The 22,616-nt window shown below is 68.2% G+C and carries 22 protein-coding genes, 1 other RNA gene and 1 pseudogene; 14 read left to right on the forward strand and 10 right to left on the reverse strand.

Features of this window, described 5'->3' with window-relative positions; genetic code table 11:
- Position 1: 1 nt before the first annotated feature.
- Complete coding sequence (locus tag G4H71_RS18175) at positions 2 to 1,615, reverse strand: acyl-CoA synthetase (protein ID WP_072736461.1); 1,614 nt, start codon at positions 1,613 to 1,615, stop codon at positions 2 to 4.
- 150 nt (positions 1,616 to 1,765) lie between these two features.
- Between G4H71_RS18175 and lpqV the strand changes: the two genes are divergently transcribed.
- From lpqV to G4H71_RS18190, 3 genes are all read left to right on the forward strand, one after another.
- Entirely contained in the window at positions 1,766 to 2,146 is a 381-nt protein-coding gene (gene lpqV, locus G4H71_RS18180; RefSeq protein ID WP_246442920.1) for a lipoprotein LpqV, read from the forward strand.
- An 86-nt stretch (positions 2,147 to 2,232) separates the two neighbouring features.
- Positions 2,233 to 2,742, forward strand: a complete 510-nt coding sequence (locus G4H71_RS18185; protein ID WP_246442010.1) for a hypothetical protein — start codon at positions 2,233 to 2,235, stop codon at positions 2,740 to 2,742.
- Between the two features lie 105 nt (positions 2,743 to 2,847).
- Positions 2,848 to 3,462 carry a DUF1707 SHOCT-like domain-containing protein gene (locus tag G4H71_RS18190; RefSeq protein WP_072736458.1) on the forward strand — a complete coding sequence of 205 codons (615 nt, stop codon included), beginning with the start codon at positions 2,848 to 2,850 and terminating at the stop codon, positions 3,460 to 3,462.
- A gap of 60 nt (positions 3,463 to 3,522) precedes the next feature.
- Here G4H71_RS18190 and G4H71_RS18195 read toward each other — a convergent pair whose 3' ends face one another.
- Positions 3,523 to 3,978 carry a VOC family protein gene (locus G4H71_RS18195; protein ID WP_072736457.1) on the reverse strand — a complete coding sequence of 152 codons (456 nt, stop codon included), beginning with the start codon at positions 3,976 to 3,978 and terminating at the stop codon, positions 3,523 to 3,525.
- A 133-nt stretch (positions 3,979 to 4,111) separates the two neighbouring features.
- On the opposite strand from G4H71_RS18195, the gene G4H71_RS18200 reads away from it, so the two are divergent.
- A complete protein-coding gene (locus G4H71_RS18200) occupies positions 4,112 to 5,095 on the forward strand; it encodes a helix-turn-helix transcriptional regulator (RefSeq protein ID WP_072736456.1) in 984 nt (327 codons plus the stop codon).
- Between the two features lie 92 nt (positions 5,096 to 5,187).
- Here G4H71_RS18200 and G4H71_RS18205 read toward each other — a convergent pair whose 3' ends face one another.
- The 5 genes and pseudogenes from G4H71_RS18205 to G4H71_RS18225 form a co-directional block, all read right to left on the reverse strand.
- Entirely contained in the window at positions 5,188 to 6,399 is a 1,212-nt protein-coding gene (locus tag G4H71_RS18205) for an acyl-CoA dehydrogenase family protein (RefSeq protein ID WP_072736455.1), read from the reverse strand.
- Between the two features lie 33 nt (positions 6,400 to 6,432).
- Entirely contained in the window at positions 6,433 to 7,836 is a 1,404-nt protein-coding gene (locus tag G4H71_RS18210; RefSeq protein WP_072736454.1) for an acyl-CoA dehydrogenase family protein, read from the reverse strand.
- Between the two features lie 95 nt (positions 7,837 to 7,931).
- Positions 7,932 to 8,672, reverse strand: a complete 741-nt coding sequence (locus G4H71_RS18215) for a hypothetical protein (RefSeq protein ID WP_139183181.1) — start codon at positions 8,670 to 8,672, stop codon at positions 7,932 to 7,934.
- A gap of 28 nt (positions 8,673 to 8,700) precedes the next feature.
- The gene (gene hisN / locus G4H71_RS18220) at positions 8,701 to 9,504 is read right to left on the reverse strand and encodes a histidinol-phosphatase (protein WP_072736452.1); all 804 of its coding nucleotides are present in this window, start codon (positions 9,502 to 9,504) and stop codon (positions 8,701 to 8,703) included.
- 53 nt (positions 9,505 to 9,557) lie between these two features.
- Positions 9,558 to 9,755, reverse strand: a pseudogene (locus tag G4H71_RS18225) (carbonic anhydrase); the annotation flags it as partial.
- Between the two features lie 182 nt (positions 9,756 to 9,937).
- Here G4H71_RS18225 and prfB point away from each other — a divergent pair.
- From prfB to G4H71_RS18260, 7 genes are all read left to right on the forward strand, one after another.
- The gene (gene prfB, locus G4H71_RS18230) at positions 9,938 to 11,044 is read left to right on the forward strand and encodes a peptide chain release factor 2 (RefSeq protein WP_072736451.1); all 1,107 of its coding nucleotides are present in this window, start codon (positions 9,938 to 9,940) and stop codon (positions 11,042 to 11,044) included.
- Between the two features lie 24 nt (positions 11,045 to 11,068).
- Positions 11,069 to 11,950, forward strand: coding sequence for a mechanosensitive ion channel domain-containing protein (locus tag G4H71_RS18235; protein ID WP_496560005.1), 882 nt, complete (start codon positions 11,069 to 11,071; stop codon positions 11,948 to 11,950).
- A complete protein-coding gene (locus G4H71_RS18240; protein ID WP_072736449.1) occupies positions 11,947 to 12,378 on the forward strand; it encodes an Rv3103c transmembrane domain-containing protein in 432 nt (143 codons plus the stop codon). The genes G4H71_RS18235 and G4H71_RS18240 overlap by 4 nt, the downstream gene beginning before the upstream one ends.
- 58 nt (positions 12,379 to 12,436) lie before the next feature.
- Positions 12,437 to 13,126: a cell division ATP-binding protein FtsE gene (ftsE, locus tag G4H71_RS18245; RefSeq protein WP_072736448.1), complete on the forward strand. Its 690-nt coding sequence runs from the start codon at positions 12,437 to 12,439 to the stop codon at positions 13,124 to 13,126.
- A 51-nt stretch (positions 13,127 to 13,177) separates the two neighbouring features.
- Positions 13,178 to 14,083: a permease-like cell division protein FtsX gene (gene ftsX, locus G4H71_RS18250; RefSeq protein ID WP_072736447.1), complete on the forward strand. Its 906-nt coding sequence runs from the start codon at positions 13,178 to 13,180 to the stop codon at positions 14,081 to 14,083.
- Between the two features lie 69 nt (positions 14,084 to 14,152).
- Positions 14,153 to 14,626: an SsrA-binding protein SmpB gene (gene smpB / locus G4H71_RS18255; RefSeq protein ID WP_072736446.1), complete on the forward strand. Its 474-nt coding sequence runs from the start codon at positions 14,153 to 14,155 to the stop codon at positions 14,624 to 14,626.
- A complete protein-coding gene (locus G4H71_RS18260; protein ID WP_484592963.1) occupies positions 14,623 to 15,489 on the forward strand; it encodes an EamA family transporter in 867 nt (288 codons plus the stop codon). The genes smpB and G4H71_RS18260 overlap by 4 nt, the downstream gene beginning before the upstream one ends.
- 10 nt (positions 15,490 to 15,499) lie before the next feature.
- On the opposite strand, the gene G4H71_RS18265 is transcribed toward G4H71_RS18260, so the two are convergent.
- Together G4H71_RS18265 and G4H71_RS18270 are read right to left on the reverse strand one after the other, a co-directional pair.
- Complete coding sequence (locus tag G4H71_RS18265; RefSeq protein WP_139183180.1) at positions 15,500 to 17,632, reverse strand: amidohydrolase family protein; 2,133 nt, start codon at positions 17,630 to 17,632, stop codon at positions 15,500 to 15,502.
- Positions 17,633 to 17,731: 99 nt separating this feature from the next.
- A complete protein-coding gene (locus tag G4H71_RS18270; RefSeq protein WP_072736444.1) occupies positions 17,732 to 18,286 on the reverse strand; it encodes a helix-turn-helix domain-containing protein in 555 nt (184 codons plus the stop codon).
- Between the two features lie 100 nt (positions 18,287 to 18,386).
- Here G4H71_RS18270 and G4H71_RS18275 point away from each other — a divergent pair, with 100 nt between their 5' ends.
- The gene (locus tag G4H71_RS18275) at positions 18,387 to 19,355 is read left to right on the forward strand and encodes an NAD(P)/FAD-dependent oxidoreductase (RefSeq protein WP_072736443.1); all 969 of its coding nucleotides are present in this window, start codon (positions 18,387 to 18,389) and stop codon (positions 19,353 to 19,355) included.
- 65 nt (positions 19,356 to 19,420) lie between these two features.
- Positions 19,421 to 19,792: a transfer-messenger RNA gene (ssrA, locus tag G4H71_RS18280) on the forward strand.
- A 54-nt stretch (positions 19,793 to 19,846) separates the two neighbouring features.
- On the opposite strand, the gene G4H71_RS18285 is transcribed toward ssrA, so the two are convergent.
- A complete protein-coding gene (locus tag G4H71_RS18285) occupies positions 19,847 to 20,776 on the reverse strand; it encodes a hypothetical protein (RefSeq protein ID WP_072736442.1) in 930 nt (309 codons plus the stop codon).
- Between the two features lie 157 nt (positions 20,777 to 20,933).
- Between G4H71_RS18285 and pgm the strand changes: the two genes are divergently transcribed.
- Positions 20,934 to 22,565 carry a phosphoglucomutase (alpha-D-glucose-1,6-bisphosphate-dependent) gene (gene pgm, locus G4H71_RS18290; protein ID WP_072736441.1) on the forward strand — a complete coding sequence of 544 codons (1,632 nt, stop codon included), beginning with the start codon at positions 20,934 to 20,936 and terminating at the stop codon, positions 22,563 to 22,565.
- The last annotated feature ends 51 nt before the right edge of the window (positions 22,566 to 22,616 follow it).

Here is a 22,616-nt window from a genome sequence, read left to right on the forward strand (position 1 = left end):
GTCAGTCGTGGTCGCGCAGCACGTTGCGCAGGAGCTTGCCGGTGGCGTTCCGAGGGAGTTCCTCGATGAACACCACCTCGCGAGGCACCTTGTACCGGGCGAGATTCGCCTTCACGTGCGACTTGATCTCCTCGGCGTCGCGGTCGACCCCCGGTGCGGACACGACGAACGCCCGGAGGCGATGGCCGAACTCGGCGTCCTCGACGCCGATGACCGCGGCCTCGAGGACGTCCTCACGGTCCATCAGCAGGTTCTCGACCTCGAGTGGGTACACGTTCTCCCCGCCGGACACGATCATGTCGTCGTCGCGGCCGTCGACGAACAACCGGCCGTCCCGGTCGAAGTGCCCGACGTCGCCGGTGGAGAGCAGTCCGTCGATACGCTCCTTGTCGCGGCCGTCGGTGTAGCCGGCGAAGCTCAGTCCGCTGGAGACGAAGATGCGCCCGACCGTGTCCGGAGTGCTGATACGTCGACCCTCGTCGTCGTAGAGGTGGACGTGGCAGGTCACCGGCGGCCGGCCCGCTGTCCCGGGCGCCTGCGCCAGGTCCTCCGGCGTCGCGACGGTGGCGACCGCCACCTCGGTGGACCCGTAGAGGTTGTGCAGCACCGGTCCGAAGGATTCTGCGGTGCGCTTGCTCAGGTCGGGCGAGATCGCCGCGCCCGCGGAGAAGATGATCTTCAGGCTCGACGTGTCGTACTTCGCCAGGGTCTGCGGACCGAGGTCCACGATGCGCTGGAGCATCGTCGGTACGACGACGAGGGAGTCGCACCGGTTCTCCGCGACCAGGCGAACAGTGTTCTCCGGATCGAACTTCCGGTGCATCACCACGGTCTGGCCGAGCGCGAGGGCCAGGGCGAGCTGGGAGACGCCGGTGCCGTGGAAGGCCGGCGCCGCCATCATCATCGTCTGACCCCGTCGGAGCGGAACCCGGTCGAGGAACTGGGCAGAGGCGAGCGGCGAGGTGTGCTCTCGGGGCGCGCCCTTCGGTGTCCCGGTGGTGCCGCTGGTGAGCAGGACGAAGCCGCCCGGCGACGAGGGCGCGGCGAGTGACGACGTCGACTGGCTCTCGATCGCCTCGTCGAGGGTGGTGACCTCCGAGACGGTGCCGGCCTCGGGCCACGACCGGTAGCGGAGCACGTCGTCGGCGAGCGCGGCTGCGACGGAGGAGAACTCGTCGTCGTAGACGAAGGCGCCCACTTTCTCCCTGGCAGCGACGTCGACCAGTTGCGGGCCGGCGAAGCCGGTGTTCATCAGTACGAGCTTGTTGCCGGCTTTCGCGGCGGCGAGCATGGTGAGGATGAGCCCGCGGCTGTTGCGGCACATCGCGCCCATCACGGTGCCGGTCGTGATGCCGTCGGCGCGCCAGGCCCGCACCAGGGCATTGGACTGGTTCTCGAGGTCCCGGTACGTCAGCGGCCCACGCTCGTCGACGAGTGCATCGGCCTCGAGGCCCGCTGCGGCGTGGGCGTGGACGGGACCGGCGAACGGCCCGTACTTGCGGACCGCGAGAATCGAACTCAGTCCGTGGTCGATCCTCGGGAACGGGACGAGACCGGAGCGATTCATGACCGCCACGGCCCCCAGTGTGTCCTTGATCTTCGTTCCCAACGCCATGGCACGCCCCTCCGCCTCGAATGTGAATCGAATCACAGTCACTGTACCCATGATGACGACGAAGTGGGCAAAACGCACAGGTGGACGCAGTGCCGCGATGTCCGGTGCACGCTCCGGTCGTCGTTCTGATAGGAACCTCGCGTGAAGAAGATGACCGCGGCGGCCGTCGCGCTGAGTGCCCTCGTCCTGTCCGGTTGCGGCGGAGGTGCGGACACGGATGCTCCGCACGACGCCGAGGTGCCCACAACGACCACCGCGGCGTTCCCGTCGCCGGCCGAGGATGCCATCACCTACGAGGTGTCCGCGGCAGGGGTGACCACCGCGATCACCGGTGTGGAGGTGGACACCGGCAGTCCCGTGTTCGCTGCGGCGTGCGACGAGGCCGAGGCCTGGTTCCCCGTCGCGGGGGACCGCGACGTCCAGGCGTATCTCGAAGCCGTTCAGCAGGAACCGGATTGGCCGGAACACACGCCCGAGCGGCATGCGCTCGTGATCGCCGCGGCAGAGACGGCCGCCTCCGGATCCTGCTGAGGATCACCGCCGGATTCTTCTGTTCGGCCGATTCCGCCGCCCGCGTCCCACCGGCCCCCATATCGTGCGAGAAGGCCGAGGCCCACATGACGGGGTGGGGACGATCGGTCCGGGAAGACGACGGAGAGGGTAGGGCGATGAAACGTGTGCTGTTCGCGCTGGCGAGCTGTGGAATGCTCCTGCTGGCCGCGTGTGGGGACGATGCTTCGGACACCACGACCACGACCACGACGACCACGACGACCACGACGACCACGGTGGAGGAGGAGCACGGCGGGCCCCATGGCACCACGGCCCCCGGGGGACAGACCGGGGCCGACGGTTCGACCGGCAATCACCTGTCGCCGGAATACTGTGCGCAGAACGAGGACCCGGGATGCCCGGCGGGTAGCTACGTCGGTCCCGGTGCGATTCCCAATCCGGACGGCAGCGGAAACTTCGTCCCCTGTGAGGGCACGATCTGCACCAATCCGAACCACGGCGCCGGCGACGGACCCGGGGCCGACGGTTCGACCGGCAACCATCTGTCGCCGGAATACTGCGCGCAGAACGAGGACCCGGGATGCCCGGCGGGAAGCTATGTCGGACCGAACTGAGACGGCGGTGGCGTTGCCGGACGATCGAGAGCCGCACCGCGGGTTCGGGGTTTCCTACAATCGGTGGTAGCGCATCCTCGACGTCTCGGTGAAAGGTGACAGGACATGACGGAGCAGCCCGGCCCGGATGATCTGTTCCTCAGCGACGACGAGCGGCTCCACGCGCTGAACGTCATCAGCGAGCACTACGCCGCGGGACGCCTGGACTCGGGTGAGTTCTACGACCGGTCGGGGGAGATCGCCTCTGCGCGCACTCTCCCGACCGTTCGTGAGGCATTTCGTGGACTCCCCGGTGGGCTTCCGCTCGAAGTGAAGGACGGCCACATCCGCAAGATCCAGCTCGGTGAGACCGCACCGGCGGTGCGGGAGAAGGGGAAGGTGGCCCGGTCCGGTGCGGACGACGGGGCCGAGAGCGAACTGTCGTCGCTGCGCCGCCGCGGCAACCTGGTCGAGTCGATCGACTGGGTCATCATCGGGATCACCCTGATGACCTTTCTCGCACTGCAGTTCGTCGTCGGCTGGGACTACGCGTGGGTCGTGTGGCCCTCGCTGATCCTCACACTCAGCATTCCCCGGATGATCCTCGATTTCAGCGACGAGGACGAGGAAGTCTACGAGGAACTCAAGGAGTCCGAGGCCGAGGCACGGAAGAAGCGGTTGCGCCTGGCCTCCGAACGGATCCGCGAACTCGAGGGCAGGAACGATCCGGATCAGGGCTGACCGAAGGGCCAGGGCTGACGAAACGGTGGGACCCCGGGGACGGGGTCCCACCGGTCATCGTCAGGCCTCGTGCGCCGGCTGGACGTCGACGACCCACGTGATGCCGTTGCGGTCGGTGAGCATGCCGAAGCCCGGGCTCCACGCCGACGGTGCGAGAGCCTCGACGACGGTGGCTCCCTCGGCGAGACGCTCCCAGTACGCGGAGACTTCGTCGAGGCTGTCACCACGGATGGAGAGGAAGAACGGGCGATCGGTGACCGTCGTGCCCTGCTCACGCCGGGTCGATCCGGTGAACCCGGAATCGCGGCCGGGAATGTCGTAGGCCATGACCCGGAAGCCGTTGTCCGCCCGGAGCTCTCCGAACACGACCTTGCCCGCATCGGGCGCGTCCTGCGGCATCCCGAGCTCGCCGTAGGTGGTCGTGTGGACCCGGCCGCCGAACACGCTCCGATAGAAGTCGAGCGCGGCGCGGGCAGTGCCGGGGAAGTTGAGATGAGTCGTGGTGGTGAGAGCCATGATCTGTCCTTTTCGTCGGATGGGTCATCGGATATGAGCCCATCGGGTGCGAGGACGGCGACTGAGCCGTCAGCGACGACCCTGACAGCGGTACAGGACAGTTTCGGTCCGCTACTCGGGCGACAATGAACCCATGACGGCAACCTCCTCGCGGATGCTGGCGCTCCTGTCGTTGCTGCAGACACGCCGGGACTGGCCGGGCCACGTGCTCTCCGAGCGACTCGGGGTGACCACGCGCACGGTGCGGCGTGACGTGGATCGGCTCCGAGAACTGGGCTATCGGATCGGTGCGATCAAAGGCCCCGACGGCGGATACCGATTGGAGGCGGGCTCGGAGCTGCCTCCGCTCTTGTTCGACGACGAACAGGCAATCGCGATCGCCATCGCGCTCCGGAACGCGGCATCGAGCGGTGTCGACATCGACGACGCTGCCGAGCGAGCCTTGGCCACGGTGCGCCAGGTGATGCCGTCGCGGCTGCGTCACCGGATCGACGGGGTCCGGTTCGTCGGCACCGGCAGCTCCGTCCGTGCCGATCCCGCAGTACTGGAGGCCGTCAGCGGTGCTGTCCGCGACCGCGCCACCCTCCGCTTCGACTACGGCGACCGGAGCTCGGTACCGCGCCGCACCGAGCCACACGGACTCGTTTCCAGGAACGGACGCTGGTATCTCGTCGCCTGGGATCTCGAACGCGACGACTGGCGCATCTACCGGGTGGACCGCATGCGACCCCGAACCCCGACAGGCCCGCGGTTCGAGCCCCGGGAAATCCCCACGCGTGCGGCCGCCGCGTTCGTCGATGCACGCTCCAAGGGGTCACCGGATCGGGATACATGGCCCTGTGTGGGGCAGTTCGAGATTTCGCTCCCCGCGCGTGATCTCGTCCCGTGGGTGCACGACGGGTACGTCGAGGAGATCACCGAGCGGTTCTCCCGCGTCACCGCGGGCTCGTGGTCGTGGACCGGATTGATCTCCTACATCCTGCGATTCGACGCCCCGTTCTGCATCATCGGACCGGACGAGCTCGTCGACGCTGCAGACGTGGCGGCCGACCGGCTGCGGCCGGCCGCCGAGCGGATCCGCGAGTTCGACAGCGGGAACGATCCGGACCCCGGGTGAGTGGCCGATGGTCCGCACCGTAGGCGCCGAGAACCCCCGCCGCAGGTATGCGACGGGGGTCTCGATCGGCGGACGAAAAACAGTCCGACCTGCTACTTCAGTTCCGCCGACGACTTTCCGAGGAGGCGGCGTGCCACGATGAGCTGCTGAATCTGCTGGGTGCCCTCGAAGATGTCGAGGATCTTGCTGTCGCGGCCCCACTTCTCCAGCAGGGTGTGCTGCGAGTAGCCGAGGGTGCCGGCGAGCTCGACGGCCTTGAGTGTCACGTCGGTGCCCGTGCGTCCGGCCTTCGCCTTCGACATCGACGCCTCGAGCGAGTTCGGCTTCTTGTTGTCGGCCATCCACGCCGCGCGCAGTGACAGCAGGTACGAGGCCTCCCAGTCGGCTTCGAGCCGCAGGAACTCCGCTGCTGCCGCATGCTGGCTGTTCGCCGGCAGGTCGTAGGAGATCTCGACGCCGGCGTCCGAGAGGATCTGACGCAGCTCCTCGAGCGCGGCCCGCCCGACGCCGACGGCCATCGCGGCCACCAGCGGGCGGGTGTTGTCGAAGGTCTGCATGACCCCGCCGAAGCCCTTCTTCACATCGACTTCGGGGCTACCGAGGATGTTGTCCTTCGGGATGCGGCAGTCCTGCAGAAGCAGCACCGCGGTATCGGACGCCTTGATCCCGAGCTTGTGCTCGAGCCGCGCGACCGACAGGCCCGGAGCATCGCGGGGAACGACGAACGACTTGATCGCCGCCCGACCGAGGCTCTTGTCGACGGTGGCCCACACCACGATGTGGGTGGAGCGCTCACCGGCGGTGACGAAGATCTTCTCGCCGTTGAGGACCCACTCGTCGCCGTCCAGAACGGCAGTGGTGGTGACCGCGGCAGAGTCCGAGCCGAAGCTCGGTTCGGTGATGGCCATCGAGGCCCACACCTTGCCGAAGCGGTCGAGCTGCTCGTCGGTGGCGACCGCGGCGATCGCCGCGTTACCCAGGCCCTGGTAGGGGATGGACAGCATGAGTCCGACGTCGCCCCACGAGGTTTCGAGGGAGTTTAGGAGGGCGGCCATGTTGCCGCCGTTGGAATTGCCCAGCAGCTCCGCCTTCGGGGCGTCCGAGCGTCCACCCGATGCGCCGCCGACGTCGCCGCCCGAGTCGCTCAGGCCTTCGACCATCGCGGCCATCGTGTCGAGCTCGACGGGGTACTCGTGCTCGGCGAGGTCGTACTTGCGGGAGATCGGGCGGAAGATGGATGCCGCGACCTGATGCGCCTGATTGGCGGAAGCCTTGAGCTTCTTGGGGAGTTCGAGGTTGTACATGGAAGTTGTTTCCTTCGAGTCGATTCCGGCCGCTCAGATCAGGACGACGCCCTCGGCGACGCCGATCGCGCGAAGATCGCGGTACCAGCGCTCCACCGGGTGTTCCTTGGTGAATCCGTGGCCGCCGAGCAACTGCACGCCGTCGAGGCCGATCTGCATTCCCTTGTCCGTGGCGAGCTTGCGAGCCAGTGCCGCCTCGCGGGCGAAGGACAGGCCCTGCTCGGCGCGCGAGGCGCCGCGCAGTGTGACGAGCCGCAGGCCGTCGAGCTCGATGCCGATGTTGGCGACCATGAATGCCACCGCCTGGCGGTGGCTGATCGGCTCGCCGAATGCCTCGCGCTCGTTGACGTAGGGGATCACGTAGTCGAGAACTGCCTGGCCGGTGCCGACGGCGAGCGACGCCCAGCCGAGGCGGGCGAGGCGGACCGCGTCCGCGTACTCCTTGACGCGCTGTTCGACGTCACCCTCGCCGAGCAACGCCGACTCGGGCACCGCGACGTCCGTGAGCTGGATGCGGCCGATGCCCGCAGCCCGCAGGCCCATGCTCGGGTCGGCCTCGACGACCAGGCCCTTGGTGTCGGACTCGACGATGAAGAACGCCGGCCGGCCGTCGAGTTCTGCTGCGACGATGAACAATTCGGCGGAGGCGGCCGCAGGGACCAGGCTCTTGACGCCGTTGAGCTTGTATCCGCTGGGTGAGCGGACCGCCTTGGTCTCGAGCTCGAACGGGTTGAACAGCGCGCGGGGCTCGGCGACGACGACCGCGGCACCGGGGACCTGCTCGCCGGTGAAGGCCGGCAGGTAGGTCTTCTGCTGCGCGTCCGTGCCCCATTGGGTGAGGGCGACCGCGACACCGCTGGGCGCGAGGATCGGCAGCGCCAGCCCCATGTCGCCGTGCGCGAGGGCCTCCGCGACGAGGGTGTTGGTGACCGCTCCGCGCTCGCCGGCCGCGCCGTCGAGCTCCTCGGGCACGTTGATCAGCGTGATGCCCAGTTCGGCGGCGCGCTTGGTGAGGTCGGCCGGGGTGGCGGCAGCCGCGTCCGCGTCGTGCGCGGCGGGACGCAGGATCTCGGCAGCCAACTCGCGCACCGTCTCGACGATCATCTGCTGGTCGTCGGTGGGGGTGAGGTCGAAGAAGTCGGAGTTCTTGGCCGGGCTGTCCGGAAGTCGTTTCGGTGCGCCGCTGCCGGCCACCTTCTGGAATCCGCGGGTGGCGGCTCCGAGCGTCTTGAATCCGGTCTTGGTGCCCTCGTAGGTCACGCGGTCGATGGTCTGGCGGAGGTTGTACCTCTCGGCCAGCTCGGAGCCGGTGATCTTGGTCAGGACGCGCATCGCGGCACCCATGGCGTCGCGCTTGACCGGGTTCAGTCCGACGGCGGAAGTGTCGCGCGGATCGCGCTCGGTGGGGGCAACACTGTCTTGCTTGCTCATGATCACCAGCTGTTTCTCGGTGTTCGGGCAGGGTCGATGAAGTATCTTACTTCGGAGTAAGGTTGCTGTCTACTATGGAGTAAGTTCCGCTCGCGTGCAGGTCACTGCGTCTGCGTGACGACGTCGTTGAGAGCCGCCTGGACGACGGCTCTCGTGTCGGGCGGGGACTCGACGTACACGAGAACACGCCAGGTCGGCGAGCCCCCCGCGCCGTCACCGAAGTAGCGGCTCAGCTCGACCGTGTACTTGCCGTCCTCGTTCACCGGGGTCTCCAGGTAGGACGTGTACTCGTCCACCACGACGACACGTCCCGGATCGTCGAACCACTCGGCGTCCCGGCCCGCGCGCAGCTCCGCGGTGCACCCGTCCGGGCACTCCTGGAGGACGAGGTTCACTCGTTGGCCGGCGCCGCCGCGCTCGTCGACGCACCCGCGGGCCGGGTCGTCCGGGAACATGCTGACGGTGCCGCCGAGGCAGCCCCAGGTTCCGCCCACGCGGAATGCGAACGGCCAGCCGTCGAAATCCATGGTGTAGGTGTCGTCCCAGTCATCCCAGGTGGGGCCGACGACCGACACCGGCGGGACGTCCCGCAGTGCAGAGACGTCGTCCGGGTCGTCCTCGGTCTCCGCCGCGGCCGCGACGGCCGTCCCCTCGGTGCTCCCGGCATCCAGCGAGAGACCGTCGACCTGACGGAGGGCGACCACCACGATCGCGGCGACGCACGCGAGGACGAGAACCGCCGCCACGGCCAGCACGACGAAGGCGCCGCGGTCGTGACGGCCGGGAGGGGCGGGACGGTCCGGCTCGAGGGCGCCCGCAGAAGGGGGCTCGTTCTGATGCACACGCGCACCGTAGACGAGCCGCGGTGGCTCAGGGCCGCAGGCTCGCCAGCACGGGGTCGTGGAGTCGGCCGTTGCTGGCGACGGCGCTGCCACCATGCGGACCGGGATTGCCGTCGAGATCGGTGAACCGCCCACCGGCTTCCCGGACCAGGATGTCGAGTGACGCCAGATCCCACAGTGACACCTCGGGTTCGGCCGCGATGTCCACGGCGCCCTCGGCGAGAAGGCAGTACGAGTGGAAGTCTCCGTATCCACGCACTCGCCACACCTCGTCGGTGAGCGCCAGGAAGCGATCCCTGATGCCGAGCTCCCGCCAGCCGGACAGGCTCGAGAAGGACAGGCTGGCGGCATCGAGCGCGGCGACGGACGAGACCGAGATCCGCCGCGGTTCGCCGCCGTCGAACGCCGTCCATGCGCCGGAGCCCGCCGACGCCCACCAGCGCCGGGACAGTGCGGGCGCGCTCACCACCCCCACGACGGGCACGCCGTCGTCGAGGAGCGCGATGAGGGTGGCCCACACGGGGACTCCGCGCACGAAGTTCTTGGTGCCGTCGATGGGGTCGACCACCCATTGCCGTCCGGCGACCACCGCGTCACCGCCGAACTCCTCCCCGAGGACGGCGTCGTCCGGCCGCTGCGCGAGCAGAGTGTCCCGCAGTCCGCGCTCCACGGCGAGGTCGGCATCGGACACCGGGGTGAGGTCCGGCTTGGCATCGACGTGCAGATCGAGGGCGCCGAAACGGGCGCGCGTGATCTCGTCCGCGTCGTCGGCCAGACGCAGCGCGAGTTCCAGATCGGCGGACGGGCTGGGTGCGGGCGGATCGGAGGCCATGGACGCCAACGCTAGCGGACCGGCTCGCTCCGGGAGGCCCGAGGTGGCCGGGGTCAGACCTCGGTCAGGCGGCCGGTGGAGACATCGAAGACGAACCCGCGCAGCGACGTCGTGGCGGTGACGAACGGGCTCACCTCGATCCGGCGCAGTGATTGCCGCACGTCCTCTTCGACGTCGGGGAACGCTTCGGCCGCCCACTGCGGCTTCAGCCCGGTCTCGTCCTGGATCGTCCGCTTGAAGTCGTCGTCGGTGACGACGCCGCCGTCATGGCGACTCCGTTCGTCGAGGGATTCGGGCGGGATTCGGGTGCCTCCTGCCATCGGAACCCACCCGCAGGTCACGGGGAAGGGTTCGGCGCAGCGGGATCGCAACGGTTCCTCCGCCGCCCCCGCGTGGGAGGGCACCCGCGCGAGAGCCGGTAACCTTGGTAATCGTGCAACCTGACGTATCCGCTGACATCGACGAGCTCGACACCACCCTGCGCACCGTGGAGTCGGTGCTCGACATCGAGGAGCTCCGCCGCAGAATCGACGAGCTCGAGCACCAGGCTGCCGATCCGAGCCTGTGGGACGACCAGGAGCACGCCCAGTCCGTCACCAGTGAGCTCTCGCACGCACAGGCCGAGCTGCGGCGGGCGGAGGAGCTGCGCCAGCGGCTCGAGGATCTGCCGCTCCTCTACGAGCTGGCCGAGGAGGAGGGGTCCGCGGACGCCCTCGGCGATGCGGACGCCGAGCGGATCTCGCTGCGTACCGACATCGAGGCGATGGAAGTCAAGACGATGCTCTCCGGCGAGTACGACCAGCGTGACGCGCTGGTCAACATCCGCTCCGGTGCGGGTGGCGTCGACGCCGCCGACTGGGCCGAGATGTTGATGCGCATGTACATCCGCTGGGCGGAGAAGCACGGCTACGGGGTCGAGGTCTACGACACCTCCTACGCTGAGGAAGCCGGGATCAAGAGCGCCACCTTCGCGGTCAAGGCCCCGTACACCTACGGCACGCTGTCCGTGGAGATGGGGACCCACCGCCTCGTGCGGATCAGCCCCTTCGACAACCAGGGCCGCCGGCAGACCTCCTTCGCCGAGGTCGAGGTACTGCCCGTCGTGGAGACCACCGACCACATCGACGTCAACGAGAACGACGTGCGGGTGGACGTGTACCGCTCGTCCGGCCCCGGCGGCCAGTCGGTGAACACCACCGACTCGGCGGTCCGGCTCACCCACACCCCCACCGGCATCGTGGTGACCTGTCAGAACGAGAAGTCGCAGCTGCAGAACAAGGTGTCCGCGATGCGGGTGCTGCAGGCGAAGCTGCTCGAACGCAAGCGCCAGGAAGAGCGTGCCGAGATGGATGCGCTCAAGGGCGACGGCGGCAATTCCTGGGGTAACCAGATGCGCTCGTACGTGCTGCACCCGTACCAGATGGTGAAGGACCTGCGCACCGAGTACGAGGTCAACAACCCGTCGTCCGTGCTCGACGGGGACATCGACGGCTTCCTCGAGGCGGGCATCCGCTGGCGGATGCGCGAGAACCAGGCGTAGCGGTCGCGTATGGAATCGGTGGCGATCCCGTTCACACCGGTCGAGCGGGCGCTGGACTGGGCGGCCGACACCGGCCTGGCCGTCGCGCTGACGGTGCTCACCGCAGTGCTCGTGGTCCGGTTCGTGAACTGGGGCGGCGGGCGGATCACGGACCGCATCGACGCCAACTACCGGTTGGGCGATGCGCTGGTCCGGTCCGAAGCCAGCAAGCACCGGCATTCGGTGGCCCAGGTGATCACCTGGGTCGTCATCACGATCGTGTGGATCATCGCGATCGTGCAGATCCTCGACCGTCTCGGCCTGCCGATCGGTAGCCTCGTCGCCCCCGCCACCGTGCTCGGTGCCGCCCTCGGTTTCGGTGCGCAGCGGGTGGTGCAGGACATCCTGGCCGGGTTCTTCATCATCACCGAACGGCAGTACGGGTTCGGCGACACCGTGCGGATCGCGATCACCGGAGCGGGCGACGACGCCGAAGGTGTCATCGAGGACGTCACGTTGCGGGTGACCCGGATGCGGAACTCCGACGGCGAGGTGATCACCGTCCCCAACGGGCAGATCGTGAAGGCGGTCAACCTGTCGAAGGACTGGGCCCGTGCCGTCGTCGACGTTCCCGTGCCGGCGACCGCGGACATCAACCGCGTCAACGAGGTGCTGCACCAGGTCGGTGTCGCCGCGTTCAGCGACCGGTCGCTGAAGAAACTTCTCCTCGACGAGCCCACCGTCATGGGCGTGGAGAGCCTCGGTGTCGACGAGGTCAGCGTGCGGGTGGTGGCGCGCACACTGCCCGGCAAGCAGTTCCAGGTGGGGCGGGCACTGCGGGTGCGCGTGGCCGCCGCGCTGCGCAGACAGGGGATCACCGTCACTCCGGATCTGGCCACCGACCAGGGTGAGGAGCGGGCCGAATGAGCGAGGAGCGTCGCGGCCTCGACCGATTCCTGCACCTGTTTCCGCCCTATCTGTTCGGCGGCAAGGTCCGGACGTCCACCATCGTGCTGTGCTTGCTGTGGCTCGTGGTGTTCACGTTCTACATCTATCTCAACCCGGACGCCGGGACGGAACAGGACTCGCGAGTGGGCCCCGTTCCCCAGCAGACCACCGAGCAGTACGTCCCGGAGCCGACCGAGACGGCCCCGACCACGACGCCGACGCCGACTCCCACGCCGACGGACACCACCTCTCCGCAGTCGCCGGAGCCCGGCGGGAATCCGGGTGAGACGGGGACGGGCACCACGACGACCACGACACCCGGTGGGCTCTTTCCGCAGTTCGTCCCGCCGTGGGAGACGGAAGAGACCGCGCCGCCCTCCACCGGGGCGCCGGGGACGACCGGCTGAGCAGCGCGCCCGTTCGAGGGGCTGGCCCCGACAACCCCCGTGGCTACACTGGGTCACCGTGATCAGCGTCGAGAATGTGTCGAAGTCGTACAAGCGCTCCACCCGGCCCGCGCTGGACCGGGTGAGCGTCGAGGTCGACAAGGGCGAATTCGTCTTCCTCATCGGGCCGTCGGGCTCGGGGAAATCGACGTTCATGCGGTTGCTGCTCAAGGAGGAGTCACCCACCGCCGGCGACATCCACATCTCCGACTTCCACGTCAACCGGCTGTCGGCCCGGCGGGTACCCCGGCTGCGGCAGAGCATGGGCGTGGTGTTCCAGGACTTCCGGCTGCTGCAGCAGAAGACGGTCACCGAGAACGTCGCGTTCGCTCTCGAGGTGATCGGCAAGCCCCGGACGATGATCACCCGGACCGTCCCCGAGGTGCTCGAGATGGTCGGGCTGTCCGGTAAGGCGGACCGGCTGCCCAACGAGCTCTCCGGAGGCGAGCAGCAGCGGGTCGCGATCGCCCGGGCATTCGTCAACCGCCCGCTGGTGATGCTGTGCGACGAGCCGACCGGCAACCTCGACCCGGACACCAGCCAGGACATCATGATGTTGCTCGAACGGATCAACCGGACCGGGACCACCGTGGTGATGGCGACACACGACCACCACATCGTCGACTCGATGCGACGACGGGTGGTCGAACTCGACATGGGGAGGGTGGTGCGCGACGAGTCGCGCGGCGTCTACGGCGTCGGACGCTGACGCTGCATCCCACCACCTCCCCCTCGACCCTCGAAGGACGCCGAACCTCCCATGCGTGCCAGTTTCATCTTCAGTGAGGTCCTCACCGGACTACGCCGCAACATCACCATGACGATCGCGATGATCCTCACGACGGCCATCTCCCTCGGCTTGTTCGGCAGTGGTCTGCTGGTGGTGCAGATGGCGGGGAAGACGCAGCAGATCTTCCTCGACCGTGTCGAGGTGCAGCTCTTCCTCACCGACGACATCTCGTCCGCCGACCCGGACTGCGAATCCGACACCTGCCGCACACTGCGCACGGAGCTGGAGAGCGAGCCGTCCGTGGTCTCGGTGCAGTACCTCAATCGCGAGGACGCGGTCGCGGACGCGACCGATCGGGTGTTCAAGGATCAACCGGAACTCGCGCAGTTGGTGAGCCCGGACAGCTTCCCGGCATCGTTCAAGATCAAGCTCAGCGACCCCGAGCGTTTCGGCGTCATCGAGGAACAGTTCGGAGCCCGGCCGGGTGTCGAGAGCGTCCTCAACCAGCGTGAGCTCGTGGAGCGGCTGTTCAGCGTGCTCGGCGGCATCCGGAACGCGGCCTTCGCGATCGCTACGATCCAGGCGGTCGCGGCGGTGCTGCTGATCGCGAACATGGTGCAGATCGCGGCGTTCACCCGGCGGACCGAGATCTCCATCATGCGGTTGGTCGGCGCCACCCGCTGGTATACGCAGTTGCCGTTCCTCCTGGAGGCGGTGGTCGCCGCCCTGGTCGGCGCGGTGCTGGCGATCGCGGGGCTGTTCACCGCGAAGAACCTGTTCGTCGACGACGTCCTCGCCGACGTCTACGACGCGAACATCGTCGCCCGCATCTCCAACAGCGACGTGCTGTTCGTGTCCCCGATTCTGGCGCTCGTCGGTGTCGGCATGGCGGCCGTGACCGCCTATGTCACGCTGCGCCTGTACGTGCGTGAGTAATCGGTTTGCCACGGCTCCTATGCTGGTGACGAGTAGTGGACGACGAACGTGGACTGAAAGGCCCGGATCGTGAAGGAAAAGGGCCGCAAGGTCATCGCGACCAATCGCAAGGCGCGACACAACTACACCATTCTCGACACGTACGAGGCCGGGATCGCGCTGGTCGGTACCGAGGTGAAGAGCCTGCGGGACGGCAAGGCGTCGCTGGTGGACGCGTTCGCGACGGTCGACGACGGCGAGGTGTGGCTGCGTGGTCTGCACATCCCGGAGTACACGCAGGGATCGTGGACCAACCACACGCCGCGCCGCACCCGGAAGCTGCTGCTGCACAAGCGGGAGATCGAGCACCTCGTCGGAAAGACCCGGGAGGGCAACCAGACGTTGGTTCCGCTGTCGATGTACTTCTCCGACGGCAAGGTCAAGGTCGAACTCGCCCTCGCCAAGGGCAAGCAGGACTATGACAAGCGTCAGGACATCAAGCGTCGCACCGAAGAGCGTGAGGTGACGCGCGAACTGGGCCGCCGGGTCAAGGGGATGCGCTGACCTCTGTCCTGCTCGCTCTGGTCGCGGCCGCCGCGTACGGGGTGAGCGATTTCGTCGGAGGAGTCGCGTCCCGCCGGGTGACGGCGCTGCGGGTCGTGATCGTCTCCTATCCGCTGTCCTTGCTCGTCGTCCTTGCGATCGCCCCGTTCGTCGGCGGCACGGTCTCGGCGTCGGGGCTCGTGTGGGGCGCAGTCTCCGGGATCGCGGTGGGGGTCGCCGTCTGGTGGTTCTATCTCGCCCTCGCCTCGGGGCCGATGTCGGTGGTCTCGCCGGTCACCGCGGTGCTCGTCGCCGGATTACCGGTCACGGTGGGTCTGGTACTCGGGGAGCGGCCGGGCGGGATGGCCTATGCCGGGATCGCCGTCGCGCTGATCGCCGTCGTCCTCGTCAGCCGCGAGTCGCCGGACGCGACCGCAGGCGAGGTGGCCGGCGGCCGCACCCTGAGGTTCACCCGAAACGTTGCTCTGCTCACGGTCGGCTCCGGAGTCGCTTTCGCGCTGGCGTTCGTCGCGTTGCACCGGATCGGTGACGGGGGCGGGCTCTGGCCGCTGGCGGCGTCGCGCGCGGCGGCGACGGCGGTGGTCTGGGCCGTCGCGCTCGCGGCCCACCAGTTCTCGGCTCCGCGTGGGGTCCCGCTGCGTCTGGCCGTGTACGTCAGCGTGCTCGACGTGATCGCCAATGCCGCGATGATGTTCGCGTTCCAGGGCGGGATGCTCTCGCTCGTGAGCGTCATCGGTTCGCTGTATCCCGCGGCCACCGTGCTGCTGGCGATGGTGATGCTCGGTGAACGCGTCGGCCGGTTGCAGCAGGCGGGAATGCTCCTCGCTCTCGCGTCGGTGGCGATGATCGCCGTCGCGAGTTGAGGAGCTGCGATCACCCGTCCCGGTCGACTCTCTCCCACATCTGCAGGTAGGCCTCCGCGCCTCGGCTGAGGTCGTCGACGATCTGGTCGCCGTCCTCACCCGCGGCCAGTCGCAGGCTCTCGATCCAGTCGGGGATCAGTCCGTAGTGCGCGTTTCCGTCGACGTTGACGTCGAACACGCGCTCGCCGGTCCGTTGCCGGTCCAGGTCGGTGCTCCCGTCGAACGAGGTGAACGGATACCGCACCGGGGAACTGTCGGCGTACGGGCTGGGCGCCGCCTGGGGGCCGAACCCGTTGGTGTCGGCACCGTAGCCGAACCCGAACGTGTAGTCGTCGCTGCGCATCTCCCGCGCCTCTCGCCACGATTCGACGAAGGTGTCGGCGGCGTGCGCGTACGGTGCGACGAAGCCGCCCAGTCGATAGATCCGGGCGTAGTTGCTCGGGTCCGTCCAGCTGTGGCTCGACACCACCCCGGAGTACCCGGCCTCCTCGAGGATCGCCAGAGTGTCGTCCGCGGTGCGCACGCTCATGTGGTCGATGTCGATGATCATGCCGCGGTCCATCATGGCGTGCACGGCGTAGCGACCGAGGCCGGTGAGTCCGCGCACGTTGCACGCCGGGCCCGAGGGATACACCGGCAGCGAGATCCCCGGTGGCAGCGATTGCGCCAGGTCGCCGAGATTGCCGACGACGGGACTGACCGGGTTGTCGGCGATCGGGCCCGGGCACGGTCCGGTACGCCAGAACGAGCCGGTGGACAGGGCGTTGCCGACGTTGACGGCCACGCCCTGGACGCCGTCGTCGAAACGCACGCCGCCGAGTGCGTTGTCGAACTTGTGCGTGAGAATCATCTGGCGCACGCCGAGTGCGTAGACCTCGTCGAGGTCGCGATCGATGTCGGACTCGGTGCACTGCGGGATCCCGGCCAGTTCCCGGCAGCCGAACGGCTCCGAGATCTCGACACCGAGGGTGACGGCGAGCTTGCCCTCGGCGGCCACGCGGCGTACCTCGGCGGGGGAGCTGACGATGCGGAACCAGCCGCGACCCGGCCCGCCGTACTGGGCATCGACGTAGTCCTCCAGCGCGTGCGCCGCGCGGGCCTGGATGCGGATCGTCTCCATCTCGTCGCACGGAAGCGAGGTGTGCCAGTAGATCTCGCAGAGCACCCGGTTCGACACCAGGAGGTTGGTGAAGATTCGCAGCCCGCCACGCCAGGCCCGTTCCACCCAGCGATAGTAGGTCTGCTCGTGGGTGAGGGAGCCGTGGGCCGGGAAGTCCGTGAACGTGGGCCATCCGGTGGTGTCGTGCGTGTGGAACGGGTCGCCGTGCGACAGGATGTTCTCGGCGAGGGCGGGAGCGCCGTCGCTGCCGTGATCAGGGCAGTCGGCGAGGGCGACGGTGATCCCCTGCGGATCGACCGGTGCGCCGCAATGGATGTCGCCGCCGATGAAGTCGTCCGCGTTCATGTGGACGTGGGTGTCGATGAAACCACGTACCTCGCCACCGGGCGACGACGTGGCCGGTCCGCCGACGGCGCCCACCTCGGCTTCCGGGAAGTCGGCGCAACCCTCGGTCGGGACCAGACGCAGGCGACCGGCGTCGGGGTCGGTGCCCGGATCCGTCACGGTCAGTGCGCCGCTCGCGCGGTCGACGGTCAACACCCGCCCGGAATGCGTGGCGGCCGCGGTGTGGGTGCCGTCGGTGTAGGTCAGGCGCCAGTCGGTGTCCGGAGTGAACGACGACGTGGCGACGACGGACGTGCCGCGATCCGCCGGGAGCGTCCCGTCCTGCCCGAAGAACATGAAGCGGCCGAGTTGCGCGGCCTGCAGCCGGAACCGGTCGGCGTCCGCGACCGTCGACGCGGTCGCGGCGTAGCCGTCGCCGGACCGCGTGACGAACCGGCCGGGCCCGTCGTCGGAAACCTGCGAGTCGGAGGCGATCGCGTAGCAGCCACCGGCGAGCCCGAAGACGGGGTCGGTGGGCGGGCCCTCGAGCTGATCGACGGGGGAGAGCGGCGCGGAGCCGGCGACGGTGGTTGCGGCGACCACGGTCAGTAGGGCGGCACCGAGCGCGAGGGCTGTGCGCGCGGTGACGGCACGAGAGGTGCGCCGGGTTCCCTCTGCCTTCTCCGTCTTCGCTGCCATGTTGCCCCGCCCTGTCGTGTCGGATCCGGATCAACAGGACACTAGACAAAGATGGACGATTGTCCAGGGTTATCGGCAGGATTGATCCGAACCCGCAGCTCAGGTCCTCAGGTGCAGGCGCTCGCCCTGGCGGCCGAACAGGCTGAGGATCTCGGCGGGTTCGTTGCTCGCCGTACCGAACCAGTGCGGAATGCGGGTGTCGAACTCGACGGCCTCACCGGCGGTGAGGGTGATGTCCTGCTCGCCGAGGACGAGACGGATGCGTCCGGCAAGGACGTAGAACCACTCGTAGCCCTCGTGTGTGCGGGGCGACGGCGGTCCCTCGCCGGGTTCGATGATCATCTTGTACGCCTGGAGGTTTCCGGGCTGCTGGGTGAGTGGAATAGACGTCCGCCGTCCGGACCGGTTCTCGACCTGGCGGATGCGAGGGTCCCTCGGCTGTTCCCGCACCAGTTCGTCGAGCGGCACCCCGTACGTGGCGGCGATCGGCAGGAGTAGTTCGAGGTTGGCCTTGCGCTGACCGCTCTCCAGCCGCGAGAGCGTGCTCACCGAGATCCCGGTGGACTCGGAGAGCTCGGTGAGGGTCAGGTCGCGTTCCGTACGTAGGGCGCGTAGCCGGGAGGCGACCGAGGCGAGTACGTCGTCCGTGTTCACGGGGTGCGCTGTCCCTTCCTTCGGGTGGTCGATCCTTCGGTACTTTGCCGTACTGGCAAATATACTTGCTACCAGATTCCGGTGCCGTCACGCTGGTGCCATGAACAGCAACGACGAAGCACCCCGCACCGAGAACCTCCACGACGTCGTCATCGTCGGCGGGGGCCCGGCCGGCCTGAACGCCGCCCTCGTGCTCGCCCAGGCGCAGCGCAAGGTCCTCGTGATCGACGCGGGCGAGCCGCGCAACGCTCCCGCCGCCCACCTGCACGGATTCCTCACCCGCGACGGTCTGCCGCCCACGGAACTCCTTCACCTCGGCCGGGCCGAGGTGAAGGAGTTCGGCGTCGAGTTCCTGGGCGGCTCGGTGGTGAGTGCGCGCCGCGACGGCGACGCGTTCGTCGTCGAGTCGGCGGACGGGACGCAGGTCCGGACGCCCCGGCTGCTGGTGACCACCGGCCTGCGGGACGAACTGCCGGACATCGACGGACTCGCGGAGCAATGGGGAAGGGGCGTCGCGCACTGTCCGTTCTGTCATGGCTACGAGGTTCGCGGCGAGCCGATCGGCGTCGTCGCCACCAGTGAGATGAGCGTGCATCAGGCGCTGATGGTGCGGCAGTGGTCCGAGGACGTGACCTTCTTCGTCCACACCGCGAGCGAGCCCACCGATGAGCAACTCGAGGTGTTCGAGGCGCGCGGCATCGCGGTGGTGCGCGGGCGCGTCGCCGGGATCGACACCACCGACGACCGGCTCACCGGTGTGCGCCTCGAGGACGGAACCGTCGTGCCGCGTGGCGCGGTGTTCGTCGCCACTCGCATGGTGCCGCGGGACGGTCTGCTCGCCGAGCTCGGTGTCGAGACCCAGGAGACGCCGGCGGGCCGGTTCCCCGCCGTCGACGCGATGGGGGCGACCAGCGTCACCGGGGTGTGGGCAGCGGGCAACGTGGTCGACCCGCACGCCCAGGTGATCCTCAGTGCGGCCGCCGGATACCGGGCGGCGAGTGCGATCGTGGCCGACGTGCTGGCTGCCGATATCGCGGCCGACCTGGCTCGTCTGCGGGCCCGCCGATAATCGGGATGATTCTGTGGTGGGGCCGCGTTATAGTGGGTGGCCCCACGAAAGACGTGGGGACGTACGGGGCTGAACGGTTTCGACTGCGTACGTTGAGTCAGGGGAAGCGTGTCGGTGCAGGCAGGAGACCACCGTGAGCGTCGCTGCAAACATATAAGCGCCGATTCCAATCAGCGCGACTACGCACTCGCTGCCTAAGTAGCGACTGCGTGTCTGTCAGTCCGGGTTCGCCCTCGGTCCGGGTACTGGCATCAGCTAGAGGGCTCTACCGTTCGATTCGGTCGCGGAATCGCACGGGACATCTCACAGCGACTGGGATCGTCATCACGGCTTGTTCGCGAGACCGGGAGATCCAAGTAGAGACATAGCGAACTGCACACGGAGAAGCCCTGATGAGGCGGCGGAGGACCCGGGTTCAATTCCCGGCAGCTCCACCCCAGGCCCCCGGCCGGCAGAGATGCCGACCGGGGGTTTTCTCGTGGTGTGGGGCGTCAGGGATTGCTCGTCACCTGGAATCCCGCGCCGAACACTGTGCCGTCACTCCCGGACGCCTCGTCGCGCGCCCTCAGGTCGGCGAGGATGTTCGCCGACGACGTGTAGGAGAAGGCCGGCCAGGAGGCAATGACGGCCTTCGTGATTCCGGCCCAGGTTCCCGCGGTCTGAAATCCGTTCCCGGCCGACGGGTAGTCCACGCCCGGGTCCTTCACCACCGCCGGCCCGCCGGAATCGCCGGCGACGTGATAAGCGTGAGACTGGTAGACGCCGACGGTGCCCGTGAAGCTGTTGTTGGTGATCCGCCCGTAGTACACCCCGATCTTGCCGGACACCACGAGCTGGTTGTTGCTGTTCAGTCCGGAGCCGAGCACCTTCTCCTGCGGGGTGGCCGGGTGATTGACCACGAACGGCGAGTCGATGGTGCCGTTCGGAAGTTCGTGGATTCCCGTCATCGTGATGTGCGGTCCCTGACTGGACAGAACGACCCCGTCCACGAACTCCATCACCGCGTAGTCCCTGCCGGGGTGCCCTGCGCTCCATCCGTCGGAGTCCTTGTAGTACCGCAGGTACGCGATGGGGTCCGGTCCGGGGACGGCGGGATTCCAGTCCAGGTCGTCGGCATGCCAGATCGGGACGATGTCGTCGAGGATCGGTGCGTCGTCGAGGTTCTGGCCGGTGGCCGGGTCGATCATGTCGTCGACCCAGCAATGTCCGGCGGTGATGCCGACGTCGTTGCCGTACTTGTCGGTGCCGACCGCGCCGAGGGAACAGTGGCTCTGTCCCTCGGTCCAGTCGGGCCACAGCGCCAGCCTCATCGCGTTGTGCACGGTTTTCGTGGGCTGCGCGCTCGCCGAGGTGGCGATTCCGATCGAGGTGCCGACGGCGAGTAGCGCAGCCAGGACCAGTGACGAACTTCGTGTGAGCATGATTGTCCCCCTGTCGATGTGCGTGACGCGACGCGGATGATGGTACGGCGGTACCACTTTCTGCGCAGCACGTTGCCCATGCATCCCGGGCGATCGTCGGTCCGGCAGGGCAGGATGGGGAGAAGCCAGGACGTGTCCGCGAGATTGAGGAGGATCGGTGGTCCACGAACGAGCAGGTCAACCGGCGCAACCGCAGGATCTCGAGGACCTCGCCCATCTGGTCACCGCCTACTACTCACGGATCCCCGACCCCGACGATCCGTTGCAGCAGGTGGTGTTCGGTACGTCGGGTCACCGCGGGTCCAGCCTGGACACCGCGTTCAACGAGGCGCACATTCTCGCCACCACCCAGGCCATCGTCGAGTACCGGGCGTCGCAGGGGGTCGACGGGCCGCTGTTCCTCGGCCGCGACACCCACGCGCTGTCCGAGCCGGCGTGGACGTCGGCGATCGAGGTTCTCGTCGCGAACGACGTCACCGTCCTGGTCGACTCGCGTGACCGGTACACGCCGACCCCGGCCGTCAGCCACGCGGTGCTCCGCTACAACGAGAGCAAGCCGGAAGCGCGGGCGGACGGCATCGTGGTCACCCCGTCGCACAACCCGCCCCGCGACGGAGGGTTCAAGTACAACCCGCCGCACGGCGGGCCCGCGGACAGCGACGCGACGAGCATCATCGCCGCCCGGGCGAACGAACTGCTGCGCGACGGCCTCGACGGGGTGCGGCGCATATCGTTCGATTCCGCGAGCCGCCGGGTCGAGCGGTACGACTTCCTCCGCTTCTATGTCGACGACCTCCCGAACGTCGTCGATCTCGACGCGATCCGCCGGTCGGGCCTGCGGATCGGTGCGGACCCGCTCGGCGGTGCCGCCGTCGACTACTGGTCGGCGATCGCCGACACCCATCACCTCGACCTCGAGGTCGTCAACCCGCTCGTGGACGCCACCTGGCGGTTCATGACCCTCGACGGAGACGGCAAGATCCGGATGGACTGCTCGTCGCCGTACGCGATGGCATCGCTGATCGGAAACCGGGACCGCTACGACATCGCCACCGGAAACGACGCGGACGCCGACCGCCACGGCATCGTGACACCCGACGGCGGGCTGCTCGATCCCAACCACTACCTCACCGTCGCGATCGACTACCTGTTCACGCAACGGTCGCAATGGGCCTCCGACGTCGCGGTGGGCAAGACCCTGGTGAGTTCGTCGATGATCGACAGGGTGGTCGCCGGTCTCGGCCGCAACCTGGACGAGGTCCCGGTCGGGTTCAAGTGGTTCGTACCCGGTCTGCTGGGCGGTGGGGTCGGCTTCGGCGGCGAGGAGAGCGCCGGTGCCTCGTTCCTGCGCCACGACGGACGGGTGTGGACGACGGACAAGGACGGAATCATCCTCGCCCTGCTGGCGTCCGAGATCACTGCGGCCACCGGAAAGACGCCGTCCGTGCGTTACCGCGAACTCGCCGAGCGCTACGGCGACCCGGCCTACGCGCGAGTCGACGCCCCGGCCACGCGGGAACAGAAGGCCGTGCTGGCCAAGCTGTCGCCGGAGCAGGTCACCGCCACCGAGCTCGCGGGTGAACCGATCCTGGCAACCCTGACAGCCGCTCCGGGTAACGGCGCACCGATCGGTGGTCTGAAGGTGGTCACCGAGAACGCGTGGTTCGCCGCACGGCCCTCGGGTACCGAAGACGTCTACAAGATCTACGCCGAATCATTCCGTGGGACGGAGCATCTCGCGCAGGTCCAGGCCGAGGCGCGAGACGTGGTGGCCGCCGCACTGGGCTGAACCGCAGCTTTCCCGATCCGGCCGGTGCCCTCGATCGGTGGCTGGATACCA

Origin of the sequence: Rhodococcus triatomae, from assembly GCF_014217785.1 — a bacterium.
In the GTDB taxonomy this organism is placed as follows: domain Bacteria; phylum Actinomycetota; class Actinomycetes; order Mycobacteriales; family Mycobacteriaceae; genus Rhodococcus_F; species Rhodococcus_F triatomae.